The organism is Photobacterium alginatilyticum (assembly GCF_009910675.1).
In the GTDB taxonomy this organism is placed as follows: domain Bacteria; phylum Pseudomonadota; class Gammaproteobacteria; order Enterobacterales; family Vibrionaceae; genus Photobacterium; species Photobacterium alginatilyticum.
In genome coordinates, this window is the sequence record NZ_RSEJ01000001.1 from 247,148 (window position 1) to 260,375 (window position 13,228).

At 47.7% G+C, this 13,228-nt stretch carries 13 protein-coding genes; 9 read left to right on the top strand and 4 right to left on the bottom strand.

Annotated elements, in window-relative coordinates; translation table 11 throughout:
• Positions 1-49: 49 nt before the first annotated feature.
• The 3 genes from EIZ48_RS01025 to EIZ48_RS01035 form a co-directional block, all read right to left on the bottom strand.
• Complete coding sequence (locus tag EIZ48_RS01025) at positions 50-583, bottom strand: peroxiredoxin-like family protein (RefSeq protein WP_160648274.1); 534 nt, start codon at positions 581-583, stop codon at positions 50-52.
• Positions 584-725: 142 nt separating this feature from the next.
• Positions 726-1,262 (bottom strand): nuclear transport factor 2 family protein, encoded by a 537-nt coding sequence (locus EIZ48_RS01030; protein WP_160648275.1) that lies wholly within the window; start codon positions 1,260-1,262, stop codon positions 726-728.
• A gap of 70 nt (positions 1,263-1,332) precedes the next feature.
• Complete coding sequence (locus EIZ48_RS01035; RefSeq protein WP_160648276.1) at positions 1,333-1,656, bottom strand: putative quinol monooxygenase; 324 nt, start codon at positions 1,654-1,656, stop codon at positions 1,333-1,335.
• 225 nt (positions 1,657-1,881) lie between these two features.
• Between EIZ48_RS01035 and EIZ48_RS01040 the strand changes: the two genes are divergently transcribed.
• From EIZ48_RS01040 to EIZ48_RS01080, 9 genes are all read left to right on the top strand, one after another.
• Positions 1,882-2,781: a LysR family transcriptional regulator gene (locus EIZ48_RS01040; RefSeq protein WP_160648277.1), complete on the top strand. Its 900-nt coding sequence runs from the start codon at positions 1,882-1,884 to the stop codon at positions 2,779-2,781.
• Positions 2,782-2,990: 209 nt separating this feature from the next.
• A complete protein-coding gene (locus EIZ48_RS01045; RefSeq protein ID WP_160648278.1) occupies positions 2,991-3,551 on the top strand; it encodes a carboxymuconolactone decarboxylase family protein in 561 nt (186 codons plus the stop codon).
• A gap of 183 nt (positions 3,552-3,734) precedes the next feature.
• Positions 3,735-4,772, top strand: a complete 1,038-nt coding sequence (locus tag EIZ48_RS01050; RefSeq protein ID WP_160648279.1) for an alkene reductase — start codon at positions 3,735-3,737, stop codon at positions 4,770-4,772.
• 594 nt (positions 4,773-5,366) lie between these two features.
• Positions 5,367-5,627, top strand: coding sequence for a cytochrome b/b6 domain-containing protein (locus EIZ48_RS01055; RefSeq protein WP_160648280.1), 261 nt, complete (start codon positions 5,367-5,369; stop codon positions 5,625-5,627).
• 314 nt (positions 5,628-5,941) lie between these two features.
• Complete coding sequence (locus tag EIZ48_RS01060) at positions 5,942-6,838, top strand: sugar ABC transporter substrate-binding protein (protein WP_160648281.1); 897 nt, start codon at positions 5,942-5,944, stop codon at positions 6,836-6,838.
• A complete protein-coding gene (locus tag EIZ48_RS01065) occupies positions 6,838-7,593 on the top strand; it encodes an ATP-binding cassette domain-containing protein (RefSeq protein ID WP_160648282.1) in 756 nt (251 codons plus the stop codon). Before EIZ48_RS01060 ends, EIZ48_RS01065 begins: the two co-directional genes overlap by 1 nt.
• A complete protein-coding gene (locus EIZ48_RS01070) occupies positions 7,593-8,582 on the top strand; it encodes an ABC transporter permease (protein WP_160648283.1) in 990 nt (329 codons plus the stop codon). Before EIZ48_RS01065 ends, EIZ48_RS01070 begins: the two co-directional genes overlap by 1 nt.
• Before the next feature lie 2 nt (positions 8,583-8,584).
• Positions 8,585-9,952: an alpha-glucosidase/alpha-galactosidase gene (locus EIZ48_RS01075; RefSeq protein ID WP_160648284.1), complete on the top strand. Its 1,368-nt coding sequence runs from the start codon at positions 8,585-8,587 to the stop codon at positions 9,950-9,952.
• A 422-nt stretch (positions 9,953-10,374) separates the two neighbouring features.
• On the top strand, positions 10,375-12,180 hold the full coding sequence (locus EIZ48_RS01080) for an integrin (protein ID WP_160648285.1): 1,806 nt from the start codon (positions 10,375-10,377) through the stop codon (positions 12,178-12,180).
• A 130-nt stretch (positions 12,181-12,310) separates the two neighbouring features.
• On the opposite strand, the gene EIZ48_RS01085 is transcribed toward EIZ48_RS01080, so the two are convergent.
• Entirely contained in the window at positions 12,311-13,021 is a 711-nt protein-coding gene (locus EIZ48_RS01085) for an HAD family hydrolase (protein ID WP_160648286.1), read from the bottom strand.
• Between the last annotated feature and the right edge of the window lie 207 nt (positions 13,022-13,228).

Below are 13,228 nucleotides of genomic sequence, written 5' to 3' on the forward strand. Positions count from 1 at the left end.
GTTCATCATATCCTCATTGACTCGTGCAATAAGTCATTTAAGTTGGCGTTTACTCATAGGTTCCGCGGATCGGGTAGTTATTCTCCGGGTTGCGGATAAATGATAATCCGGAGAGCAGCACCCCCAATTCAGGTCGGACAAAGGGACCGTTGGAAATATCGAGAACTTGTACCTGGCCCTTGTCGTTAATCACATAAAGGCCGGGTTCGGAAAATGGATGATCGGTTTCCCGCGCCGAACGAGGATGGGATATATAGAGTCCCAACTGTTGCATCTGCTCTATGCTCAGGCCATACGCAATGGGATAACTTACCGTTAGATCTGCCATATGGGCCGTTACTTGTGTTTCGCTGTCGGCAGAAACTGCGACAATATCGATACCAAGCTTAAAAAAGTCTTCTTTGAGCTTTTCAAGCTCATTGAGGTAGCGGGTACAAAGTGGGCAATGCTTGCCTCGGTAGACCACCACCATTTTCCAGTCAAAGCCGGTTTGTGGAATACCAAGGGAAATGTTGTTGCCGTCTAATGTGGGCAACTCGATAATTGGAAACTGATCGCCAGCCTTAAATTTGTTCGCCGTCATTGGGTTTTCCTTCTCATAGTCTGCATACAAATAGCGTCTGGTAATGCACAAATCAGGCAGTAGTGAAGCAGTGGCAGTGGATATACTGCTTCACTACCGCTTGAAAATGTTGTGCCTGCTAAACAATCACAATGGTTTCAGCTTAGATGCTGATGTAGTTATAGCTGTCATCCTCTTTATTACGTTTACCGCGTAATTTATCGCTGTAGTTTTCCGCCCAGATCGCTGTAGCGTTCTGGTTCTGGTTCCAGTCAAATACGGTTGAGCGGTGCTTAATCTTCCAGATACCGTCGCGACGCTCAAAGCGGAAATGATGTCGGCCACCCAAGATGCCCTCTTTGTCGACCCCGTCTTCTTCGTGAACATGGTAAGCCCAGACATAGCACTCGGCTGTCGCCTTATCGCCGTCAATTTCGATCAGCGGGTTGCTGATACGGTGCTGAGTGACTTTCAGGGCTTTGAACCCTTCCATTGCAGGCTCAACAAAGGCGTGAGCATTATCGTTATAAAAGAACAGATCCGGGAAGATAGGGTCCTGATGTTCTTCAATCGCATCTTCCCAGTAGGTTGACTTCATTAGTTCACCGTCAACCCGGTCCAGGGCGCGGGCGAACTTATACATGACTTCTGTCATTTCCTGCTTATCGAGCAGCTCTTGCATCTTTTGTTGCATATTCATGATTATTTCCTCGGATTTTCCGCCTCTGGCGAGGCCTGAGGCGGGTTTATGTTATCAACGAAAGCTGGGGTTATTTGCTTTCCCATTCATCAATCGGATCCAGTACGGTGAACTTTCGCGGGCTGGCCAGTAGATCCGGCAAGTAGGCTTCGTACGCGTCGCGGTATGATTTGCCTTGCAACTGGTTCTTCATAAAGTCATCCATTGACGGCTCGTCCCAGCGTTCGTACAGAGTGAACTTGTTAGGGTTGTCGGCGTGGCGGTGAAAATAGGTCGATACAAAGGTATCTTCGTGGGACATCGCCTCGAGGACACCGGTCGCGCCTTTGACAAACTTGTCGACACACTCAGGCTTTACATCAAATTCGACATAAAATACGAGATGGTTAGACATAATGGTTTACCTCTTAAACGTTATGTTTTCTATTAATCAGGGGCCTGTCGCACCCATTCAGGTAGGCTGCTTTATATTCTTCAGGGCATTTCTGGCCAGTAGGTCTCACTGGTCGGTCATGACTGCTGCCTAACGTTGAAGCAATAATAGGTGCTATCCAAATCGAATATAAGAATGCTAAAATGAATACCATCTATTCGATATTTGAATTAATAAGGAAGGTGAATGGATCAGTTAGGTGCAATGCGGGCTTTTATCCGGGTAGTGCAAACTGGCAGTTTTTCAGCGGCGGCCCGAGAGAAAAACACAACCCAAGCCACAATCAGTAAAAAAGTTGCAGCCCTGGAAACCATGCTGGGTGTCAAGTTGCTAACCAGAAGCAGCCGAGAGCTCTCTTTGACCCAGGTTGGCGCGGAATACTATGAGAAATGTGTGTCTATCATTGGAGAACTGGATGAAGCGGAAGCAAGTGCTCGCTCCCAGGTGGCTTCACCAAAAGGGATTATCAGGATCACTGCACCGGTTGTTTTTGGTCGTCTTGTCATCGCGCCAATACTGTCAGAGTTTTTATCCCTCTACCCTGAAATCAAGGTGGATTTGGCATTAAGTGACAAGCATGTGGACCTTATCAGCGAAGGTGTTGATGTGGCAATCCGGGCCAGAGAGCTGGAAGATTCATCCCTAATAGCCAGGCATCTGTTCGACAATCCTATGTTGTTAGTCGCCGCTCCTGAGTACCTGGCTCAACACGGTGAACCTAAAGAGCCCACTGAATTACGACGCCATAATTGCCTGGTGTATTCGATGCTGAAAACTGTCAACATTTGGCATTTTTTCCATCAGGATAAGAATATCTCCGTCGCTGTTAATGGCAACTTTCAGGGCGATAACGGTGATGTGATCCTTAAGCTGGTTCTTGATGGAACGGGACTTGCCCAGCTACCGGTTTGGATGGTCGATGAACATCTTAAATCGGGTGAGCTGAAACAGATTTTGTCTGATTTTGTAGCAAAACCACTTCCTTTTAATGCGATTTATCCTCAAAGTCGCTATGTGCCGCTTAAAGTTCGATGCTTTGTCGATTTCTTGAAACAAAAGTTATCTGATAAAACTCTTTATCAGTAAATTGCCGGCTACTAGGCTGGCAATAACAATTCTCTCCGGCATACAGAGCCGGATCTCCCCATTTTGTGAAATATCAAATAAGTGCAATTTACCCATTCTATTAATTCTTTATTGGAATAGTTGCTATTCATATTCCATGTCTTCTATTCGATAAGCATGTCGGTTATCTTTCTTCCATCGCAAAACAACGGCTTTGTGGAGGGGGGATAATGAGTAAATTTATCAAGTACAGCCAATATAACGCACCACAAGACTCTCTGGCTCAGCTTGAGGCAGCGAAAGCATCAATGGGCTTTGTGCCGAATCTGCTCGGTTACATGGCCGAATCATCGGTTCTGCTCAATAGCTATGTCTATCTGTCTGAGCAAACCGGTAAAACAGACTTAACCCCGACCGAGCGTCAGGTGGTACTGATGACAGTCAATCGTTTTCATGAATGTCGATACTGCATGGCAGGTCATACCCAGTACGCTGAGACGCACGGGGTGGATATGGCAGTGATCAATGCCATTCGCGATGACCAGCCGATAGGGAATCCCAAATTAGCCACGCTACGCAGTTTCGCACTAAAGCTTGTCGAGCAGCGCGGGGTGATGTCACAGACGCTGGTTGACGCTTTTTTTAAGTCCGGTTACAGCCAGCAAAACGCACTGGAAGTAATTGCCCTGATCACTTTAAAGGTAATGAGCAATTACACCAATCATTTAGTCGGCACAGAGCTCGATGGTATATCCATGGCCAAGCGCTGGTCACCAGCCAGTGAACGTTAAATACGAAGTTGTAAATTAAAGGAAACCGTTATGACTAAGAAACGGAAGGTAAAGTGGCCGCTATTGCCGGCGGTATGAACCAGACTCGCTGGGCAAATTAATCCTGAACGGGGTTATCCCGGGTAAACCAGGTTTAGCCGGGACTGAGGCCAGTAAAACGATTTAAAGCAAGGTAAGTATTCTATGAACCAAGATATCCTGTTTAACAATTTTGAGCTCAGCGGTGATCTTACTCTGAGCAACCGTATTGTTATGGCTCCCATGAACCGCAGCATGGCTGATGATAACCTGGTACCGACCGATGCGATGGCCGATTACTACGCCCGACGTGCCGATACTGGCCTGATCATCACCGAGTCTCTGATGATATCGCCAAGCGCCCAGGGGTATCCCAATACCCCAGCCATTTTCACTCCGGCACAGGTAGAAGGCTGGAAAAAGGTGGTTAGGAGAGTCCATGAAAAAGGCGGCAAAATTTTCGCCCAGATCTGGCATACCGGCCGGGTCTCACACCCTATCTATCTCAATGGTGAAAAGCCTATAGCGCCTTCGGCCGTTGCCTTGAAGGGACGCGTACCTCGTACTGACGATCTGCAATATGATGTGCCGCGTGAAATGACAGAGGCAGAAATCCGCCAGATGATTCAGGACTTCGCTCAGGCGGCAGCTAATGCTCGTGAAGCCGGTTTTGATGGTGTGGAGATCCACGCTGCTAATGGTTACCTGCTGGATCAGTTTCTGCATTGGGATACCAACCGTCGTACAGATGACTGGGGTGGCAGTGAAGAGAATATGGCCCGTATTCTGTTTGAAGTACTGGATGCGGTGAAGCAGGAAATTACCCATGTCGGCCTACGTGTATCACCGGTGGGCTATTTACACTTGGAACATGATGATCGCGATAAAGCCGTCTCGGATTATGTCTTGCAACGCCTTAATCAATACGATCTTACCTATGTTCACACGGGGATGTTTGAAGACAGTGAGCAGGAGCATCTTGCCGGCACGGTAACCCAATATATCCGCAGTCTTTATAAAGGCATTGTGATCGCGTGTGGAGGCTATGATGCTGAGCGGGGCCGCAAGACGTTACACAAGGGGGATGCAGATCTGATCGCTATCGGCCGTCCGCTGATCGCCAACCCGGATTACGTTGAAAAGGTGCGTACCCGACAGCCGCTAACCACTTACAGCGTTGAGATGCTGAACGAGCTGGTATGACGAAAGAAAGGAATGTTTAAGAATTTAGCTCATGTAGTGCCACAACATTAAAGAGAGTATTACTATGCAATATATAAAAATGGAAAAGACTTTCGTCAAAAATATGAAGAGAATTTGCCGAAAATGCTGACAAGCCCCCCGAGTTATTACTTTCCTGAAATTGCTAAAAGAGTGTCATCAATAAAATCATTCCTTTATTAGGTCATTACACTGGTACCTTATTCGCCTGTTGTGCTAAGACGGGCGAATAGCTATTCCGATATTAGTTGTGCTGAGTAGTCTCACCGATTACACGTAATATTATTTTTCAACTAGTTAATATAAATAACCCTAGTCTATCAAATTAATCGAACAACTTAGTCGAATTCTCCTGATGGTTAAGGTTCGAAATAGGTAAAATTATATAGATTATCTTTCATTACTTTCTTTAAATATGGGAAGCGGGAGCTAAAAATGAAGTTCAGGAATACAAAGGAAAGTTATGTATAGGACACCCAATGATGTACCAGGCGCAAGCAAGTTCGAAAAAATGGCTGCTCATGCCATGCATTGGAGCCTATACGCTGTCATGATTATTCTGCCAATAACGGCTATATGGAAACCAAATTAGATACTAACTTTTTCTTTCTATTTGAGATTCCAAAATTTAATGACACAGCGATGTATTCTATTATTGTTGAACAGTGGTTGCGAACTGACTGGGAGCATTTTGAACCAATTGTCGATACAATCCATAAAAATACGGGTGCATATATTTATTGGATTCTGATTATTTTACACGCTGGAGCTGCGTTTTATCATCATTTTGCTCGAAAATATATTGTCCTAAAACGGATGGTGCCTTGGATAAGATAATAAGTTTATTACGCTGCAATAATACATTAAGTATTAAGCTTGTTAGTCGGTAGAGGAAATTAGTAGCCGCATTGTTTTGGTCAATCTCCCTTCTTATTGAGATAGAAATCATAAAAAGACTATTCTCTTGAGACCGGGTAATGCTTTAGGGGTATCATGCGCAACAAGTGCATATACCAATGTGGAGTATTACGGTTGTGAAAATTTGTGGCGCTTTATCCTGTAAATCGAAAAAAGTGGCATTGTCTGCTTTATTTTCGGCTGTAGTTTCGTTGTCCGCTTCGGCAGCGATGGCCGCTCCTTCCGGGAAGGATATGTCGATTTGGTTTGATGTCGGCGGTCCGGTAGGTGGCCCGTACGCAACGGTTGTTCAAAACGGCGCGACACAGGCGGCGGGTGATCTGGGGGTAGATCTGCGTGTGATGTACTCAGACTGGCAGCCACAAAAGATGATCGAGAACTTCAAGCTGGCTTTGGCGGCCAAACCAACGGGTATTGTGGTAATGGGGCATCCGGGTGACAGTGCCTACGAGGGCTTGGTTGATGAAGCGTTTAGCAAAGGGGTACAGGTAACGTCAGTGGATACAGCCCTTCCTGGCACGATGTCGGCCGAGCAAAGTAAAGGGTTCGGCTATGTCGGCGTGAGTAATGCAGCTCGTGGTGTCCATTTGGCCAAAGAAGCGTTGCGCCGTGGCCAATTCAAGGCGGGAGACCAAGCACTGGTTTGGGGCATTAAAGATATCGCCGAGCGCAGTGATTCTACCCGTGGGTTGATAAGTACGCTTGAAGACGCCGGGCTTGCTGTCGACTTTCTTCAGATCTCACCGGAAACAGATAAAGATCCTTCTCTTGGAACCAATGTGATCACGGCGTATCTGGCGCGTAACCCTAAAGTAAAACTGATTATGGTGGATCATGGCGCACTGACTTCGCAAATGGGGAATTTCTTGCGCAATGCCGGAGTTCGTCCGCAAGAGCTGTATGTCGCCGGGTTTAGCCTTTCGCCAGCTACAGCGGATGCGATTAAAACCGGTTATGTCCAGCTGGTGGCCGATAGTCAGCCGTACTTGATGGGTTACCTGTCGGTGGTGCAGGTTGTGCTGAGCAAGCGTTATGGTTTCTCTGGCCTTGATATCAATACCGGAGCGGGTTTTGTCAACCAGAGCAATATTGATTTTATTGCTCCCTTGGCGGCAAAAGGCATTCGTTAATGACGGAGCGAGTGCTTGAATTGACCGGGTTGAACAAATGGTTTGGCCCGGTTCATGCGTTGAAAAACATTCACTTTTCGCTCAATCGTGGTGAAGTGTGCGCGCTGCTCGGTGATAACGGTGCAGGAAAATCGACCCTTATTAAGTTGATCGCCGGTGCTGAGCAAATTGAGGATGGCCAGTTGCTGATTGGCGGAGATAAAGTACAAACTCACCGTTACTCGGTACAGCAGGCCCGCCAGTTAGGTATTGAAACCGTTTATCAATCTGGCTCTCTCGGTGAGCAGCAGCCAGTTTGGCGAAACCTGTTTCTTGGCCGGCATTTTCGCAACAGATTGGGGTTTATTGATCACAAAGAAGAGCGCAGACAAGCTGCTCAGCTTCTCAAGACTCTGGATTTTCGTGGTGTCGGGGCCAATATCGATGCGCCGGTGAGTTCACTCTCTGGCGGTGAACGCCAGGGGTTGGCTATTGGCCGAGCCATGTTATTTGATGCTCGGGTGGTGATCCTGGATGAACCAACAACAGCGTTGTCGGTGGGCGAGGTCGAAAAGGTTTTGTGTTTTATCGAGGCCTTAAAGTCGCAGGGCAGAGCATGTTTGCTGATCACCCATAACATGAATGATGCCTACCGGGTTGCCGACAGGTTTGTAGTGATGGATCGCGGCAGTATCGTGGCGGAATATCGAAAATCACAGATGACCCAGTCTTCGCTGCAGTTGGCGTTGCTGGATGCTGTCGGAAGAGGGGCCTGATGAATACTTTCATGCTACGTCATCGGGTTCCGGTGTTAACAGCGTTTATCCTCGTTGTTCTCTGGGGGGTATTTACGGTATCTAGCCCGGAGACTTTTCTCCATGGTCGTATTTACATCTCTTTCATGTCGACGATCCCGTTTACGGCGATGCTGGCTTTTGCTTTGACCTTGCTGATCATTGCACGTGAAATCGACATGAGTTTCCCGGCTGTTGTTGCGCTGGGTGGTTTTGTGTTCTCCCAGATATTCCAGCTTACCCAGTCGCCCATACTGGCATTTGGTTCGGCGATTGCTGCGGGCATCGCGTGCGGTATTCTGAATGGGGTACTGGTGGTGTATTTCCGTATTCCTTCAATAATTGCCACCATCGGCACTCAGTTCTTTCTTGGTGGCCTGACAACCGTGCTGGCTGACGGCCTTGCGCTGAGTATTCCGCAAGTGCGTGATAGCTGGATTCACTCTCTGATGGTCGGCCGTATTGCCGAGTTCATCCCGGCCCAGGTACTGTGGGCGCTTTCGATGGTTTTCTTGCTCTGGCTGATCCTCTCTCGTCATGTATTCGGTGATAACGTCAATTTTATTGGCGATAACCCAAAAGCGGCACGCGTGATGGGGGTACCGGTTGAGCGTACTCGCCTGATGCTATTTATGCTGATGGGCGCGATATCGGCTTTGGTCGGGGTGTTTGTCAGCCTTGAGATGAGCAGCTGGTGGCCCAATCAGGGGCAGGGTTACATGCTATTGGTATTTGCTTCGGTATTCATTGGCGGCACGTCTGTCCTTGGTGGCCGCGGCACTTTGATTGGCACCCTATTTGGTGCCTGCATTATCGGTATATTGGAAGCCGGGATTATTAGCGCCGGATTGGCCGGCTTTTGGACTCGCCTGATCTACGGTGTCACCATTCTTGTTTCGTTGATGGTCCATAGCATGATGCTGAAACAGCACATGGGATCATGGCGGCGGTTACTTTTTAATAAGGGATAGATATGACTCAGATAACCATTATCGGTGCGGGCAGCGTGATGTTCACTCGCCAGATTACTTCGGCCTTATTCTCTTATCCTGCCCTGAATGGCATTGATTTGGTGCTGATGGATATTGATCCCGAAGTGCTTAACAGAAGCTATCAGCTTATCGGAAAAATGGCAGAGCAGGCTAATAGCCGGGTTCGGATCAGGATGACCACTAACAGGCGCCAGGCGCTGAGTGGTGCCGATTTTGTTATTAATGCCATTCAGGTCGGAGGTTTGGAGCCATGGCGGCTGGATATGCAAATCCCGGCCAAATACGGAGTGATACAGGAGGTTGGCGACACGATGGGGCCGGGCGGTATCTTCCGCGCGCTACGCCATATTCCGCCAATGCTGGCCATACTGCGAGATATGGAGGAAGTCTGTCCCGAGGCACTGTTTATTAACTATGCTAACCCTCTTGCGCCGTTAACCTGGGCGGCAAAAGATTACAGCACGATACAGTCTGTTGGCTTGTGTTATGGGGTCCGTTACACCACGGCTCAGCTGGCGGGGTATTTGGGGGAGGGTGACTGGGTTGATCATCCATCGACCCCAGAGCGCTGGCAGCGGTTAATGTATCAGGATGTTCCTCCGCACATTGATTATGAGTTTGCGGGTATCAATCACATGACATGGATCACCAAGATGGTGGCTAATGGTAAAGACTTACAGCCCAAGATCCGTGAAATGGTTAATAATCCGAAGGTCTATGCCGCTGATGGCGTGCGTTGTGAAGTGCTGAAGTTCTTTGGATTATGGTGCACCGAAAACCATTGGCATTGCAGTGATTACCTGCCTTATTTCCGTAAAAATGAAGAGATGATTAACCACTTCCTGCCTCAACGCTGGGACTTGTTGGCACTGGAAGAAAAAGTGCATGCCGCGGGCGAGGCGGAAATTGACGCCCAGTTAGCAGGTATACAGAAATTTGTTATTGAGCCTAATATGCTCAATGCACCAAAGCTGATCAATGCGACGGTCAGCGGTGAGCGAACACGAATAAATGGCAATGTACCGAACCGCCAAGCAGAAGGGTTGTTGATTGATAACCTGCCTGAAAACTGTGTTGTTGAGGTACCAATTTGGGCTGATAGTAAAGGCCTTCACCCACAGCAAATGGGTCGTTTACCGATGCAGTGTGCCAGCTTGATCAAAACCAACACTGCCGTGCAAGAGTTGATTGTCGAGGCGGCGCTGACTAATAATCTTGATGCTGCGCGCTATGCACTGGCTCTGGATCCTGTAACAGCAACCGTGTGTACCCTTGAGCAAATCGATGCCATGTTTAAAGAGATGTTTGCGGCCCAGCGCCGATGGTTGCCGCAATTTACCAATGTGTAATAAAGAACTTTATGTTCCATTATAAGCTGGGTGGCTCGTAGGCTGCCCAGTTTGCGTTTGACGGAAAACCTAAGTCAGCCCGGATAATTTGCCATTCAAATATTTTCGTTGTCGCTTAAATTGATAATGATCTGTTATGGCTGATTATTCACCTATTTGTTCTACCCACCTGAGTTAATACCCGTGTTTGAATCAATTAACTGAGCCTGAAATCAGTAGTATTCAGGTTGTTCATATATCAGATAATACCAACCTGGATGAGTAGTTGTTCAGATAGTTGCGCTGGAAAAGTCGCTTAGAACAAGGCATGAATTGCAGCTAACTAGTTACTCTAATTACAAAATTCATAACGCAGTTAAAAGTGATTTTAACTAGCAAGAATGATCAAGTACTTATGTAGATTGGTATAAATAGGTGCTCACATGAAAAAAGGAATTTTAGCTCTGCTCTTTGCCGTACTGGTTGGCTGTAATGGAGGGGGCGAGTCAGGGAATATCATTCCTGCGCCTAAAAGCTTTAATTTAGAGGCTATTGAGGCCAGTGCCATCGGCGTTAAAACATTCCGCTTAACTTGGGAAGCAAGCCAGGGGGCAACTTCATATCAGGTTTGCCTGAAAAACACCTCGAAGCCGGATGATTGTGAGCCCCTTGCTGCACCAACGTCGGCTACACAAGCTGAGATAAGCTTGGATGACGTGTTACTTGATGATGAATTAGATTTTTTTGTCATTGCTTCTAATACACAGGGTAAAACGTCAAGTAACGAGAAAACACCAGGCCCTGCTGCGGTTACTGCCGCTATTGGCTACTTTAAAGCTTCGAATTCAGAGCAGTTTGATAATTTTGGGGTTTCTGTTGCCCTAAGTGCTGACGGTGCGACCCTTGCCGTCGGTGCTTCGAGGGAAGATTCTGGTGCGACAGGGATTGGTGGAGAGCAGAATGACAGCAATGCCGAAAATGCGGGTGCCGTTTATGTATTTATTCGTTCTAATAATATCTGGGTGCAGCAAGCGTATATCAAGGCGTCAAATTCTGACGCTGATGACTACTTTGGTTCCGAGCTGGCGTTAAGTGCTGATGGCACGATATTGGCGGTCGGCGCGTTTGGGGAAGATTCCGGCGCTTCTGGCGTTGGGGGCAATCAGGCCGATAACAGTGCTGTCAATTCAGGGGCCGTGTATGTGTTTACCCGCACTAACAACACCTGGACACAACAGGCGTACATCAAGGCATCAATCCCTGATGCTGATGACAACTTCGGTATTGCGGTATCACTCGATGCAGATGGTTCTACTTTGGCTGTTGCGGCTGTCGGTGAAGATTCCAGCGGTGTGGGGCTAGATAGTGATCAGGTCGATAACAGTGCTGTCAGTTCAGGCGCCGTATATGTATATAGCCGGACCGGAACGACGTGGTCACACCAGGCTTATGTCAAGGCTTCGAACACAGAGGCCGACGACCGGTTTGGGTCTGCAGTGTCATTAAGTGCTGATGGGGCTACTCTGGCGGTCGGGGCAGAACGTGAAGACTCCAGTGCGGTAGGCATTGATGGCGATCAGAGTGATAACAGTGCCACTGACTCGGGGGCGGTGTATGTTTTTACACTCTCAGAGCAAGCGTGGGCGCAACAGGCATATATTAAGGCTTCAAATACTGAAGCCTATGATGGGTTTGGGGTGTTTTCTGTGTCACTGAGCAACGATGGTTCGATGCTTGCTGCCACGGCTCATGGGGAAGACTCCAATGCCGTTGGTATTGATGGGGAGCAAGGCGATAACAGCATGACTGACTCTGGGGCGGTGTATGTGTTTGCTCGTGATGATGGGGTATGGTCGCAACAGGCTTATGTTAAAGCCTCGAATACACAATCAAGAGACTACTTTGGTACGGCTGCGGAGATAAGTGCTCATGGTACCACTTTGGCTGTTGCTGCGTTTGGTGAGGACTCTGGTGCCACAGGAATAGGCGGTGATCAGACGGATAACAGCATAGGCTATTCAGGGGCGGTGTACGTATTTACTCTTGCTGATGGAGCCTGGGAGCAGCAGGCATATATCAAATCCCCCAATCCGGGCGTGAGAGATATTTTTTGCTCTGATGTGTCCCTAAGTGCTGAGGGTATGACGTTAGCTGTCGGGGCTCATGGCGAAGGCTCTGGAGCGACAGGAATTGGTGGCGATCAGACGGATAACAGTGCTCGTAGCTCAGGCGCAGTGTATCTCTATTAATAGGCAGTTCGATATTAATAAACCGTGTGCTCTTAATAAAAGACTGATAAGGCGTTAATCAGCCACCAAATTGAGTGCAGCAAACTTGTATTGTTGCTGCTCTATATCCGGTGGCCATTGATTACTATTTTTACTTTGAGCTATGACAAAGCGAAATTAACTCTCTCGGAGACTGAATAATAAAGTCGGGCTGGGTTGACCATTTTTCAGGAGTGGCGCCACTGTATGCTACCGCTATCGAAATCACCTTGGAGCTAGAAGGTAATACAGTCTGCAAATTGCGGGCAAACTGCACATCGGCTTCATGATCACCGATATACATCAGCGTTTTATCCTCCAGCTTGTCAAACATCTTACCCAGGCAGATTAGCCCGCCTTCCGGTGAAGGTTTTTGATTGTGCTGAGCGATATCATCATAGCCGATAACGGCCTTGAAGCAGGCGTCGACCTGCGCTTCAGTTAAGACATTGATGATGTTGGTAGAAGCGTTTTGCGAACAGATACCGTGTGGCAAGGCGGATAATTCCTGTATTGCTGAATCAATGCCGGAAAATAGTTGGACTGGGGTGGTGTTGCTAAGCTGGTGCTTTCCCCAGAGTGATCCGGCCGCCAGCATCTCTGGTTCGCTCATGCCGTAGAATTTCACATACAGTTCCTGCCAGTTCTTGGCGGCATGGTTGGCCTCATGATACGCCGCTTCGCTTTGTAGCCAGTGAGGCAGGTTCTCGCCTGTCAAACGAGGTGCAACCTCAGACAAGATGCATTTGGTAATATCAATGTTTTTGGGAACAGAATTAACAAGGGTTCCGTCGTAATCCCAGAGAATCGCGTCTAACTTCATCTTTCTGTAACTCTTGCTGTGGCTTATACATGAATATATCTCATTTATTCACCGAAATCAGAGGGTTCGTGTTTACCCAAGGAAATAGAGAATTGATGCTGGATAGAGCCTTGCTGCAGTGATGGTAAATATTCTTATAGCGCTTAACTTACGGGTTACTGGCTCGTTGAAATGGGGTTAGGCGATATTGTTTGTCAAGATTGGTAT

What these genes read in the sequence shown, in the direction of transcription:
- EIZ48_RS01070 (WP_160648283.1), top strand. Translation starts at nt 7,593, where the DNA reads ATGAATACTTTCATGCTACGTCATCGGGTTCCGGTGTTAACAGCGTTT.
- EIZ48_RS01045 (WP_160648278.1), top strand. Translation starts at nt 2,991, where the DNA reads ATGAGTAAATTTATCAAGTACAGCCAATATAACGCACCACAAGACTCT.
- EIZ48_RS01050 (WP_160648279.1), top strand. Translation starts at nt 3,735, where the DNA reads ATGAACCAAGATATCCTGTTTAACAATTTTGAGCTCAGCGGTGATCTT.
- EIZ48_RS01060 (WP_160648281.1), top strand. Translation starts at nt 5,942, where the DNA reads ATGTCGATTTGGTTTGATGTCGGCGGTCCGGTAGGTGGCCCGTACGCA.
- EIZ48_RS01035 (WP_160648276.1), bottom strand. Translation starts at nt 1,656, where the DNA reads ATGTCTAACCATCTCGTATTTTATGTCGAATTTGATGTAAAGCCTGAG.
- EIZ48_RS01080 (WP_160648285.1), top strand. Translation starts at nt 10,375, where the DNA reads ATGAAAAAAGGAATTTTAGCTCTGCTCTTTGCCGTACTGGTTGGCTGT.
- EIZ48_RS01030 (WP_160648275.1), bottom strand. Translation starts at nt 1,262, where the DNA reads ATGAATATGCAACAAAAGATGCAAGAGCTGCTCGATAAGCAGGAAATG.
- EIZ48_RS01040 (WP_160648277.1), top strand. Translation starts at nt 1,882, where the DNA reads ATGGATCAGTTAGGTGCAATGCGGGCTTTTATCCGGGTAGTGCAAACT.
- EIZ48_RS01025 (WP_160648274.1), bottom strand. Translation starts at nt 583, where the DNA reads ATGACGGCGAACAAATTTAAGGCTGGCGATCAGTTTCCAATTATCGAG.
- EIZ48_RS01085 (WP_160648286.1), bottom strand. Translation starts at nt 13,021, where the DNA reads ATGAAGTTAGACGCGATTCTCTGGGATTACGACGGAACCCTTGTTAAT.
- EIZ48_RS01075 (WP_160648284.1), top strand. Translation starts at nt 8,585, where the DNA reads ATGACTCAGATAACCATTATCGGTGCGGGCAGCGTGATGTTCACTCGC.
- EIZ48_RS01055 (WP_160648280.1), top strand. Translation starts at nt 5,367, where the DNA reads ATGGAAACCAAATTAGATACTAACTTTTTCTTTCTATTTGAGATTCCA.
- EIZ48_RS01065 (WP_160648282.1), top strand. Translation starts at nt 6,838, where the DNA reads ATGACGGAGCGAGTGCTTGAATTGACCGGGTTGAACAAATGGTTTGGC.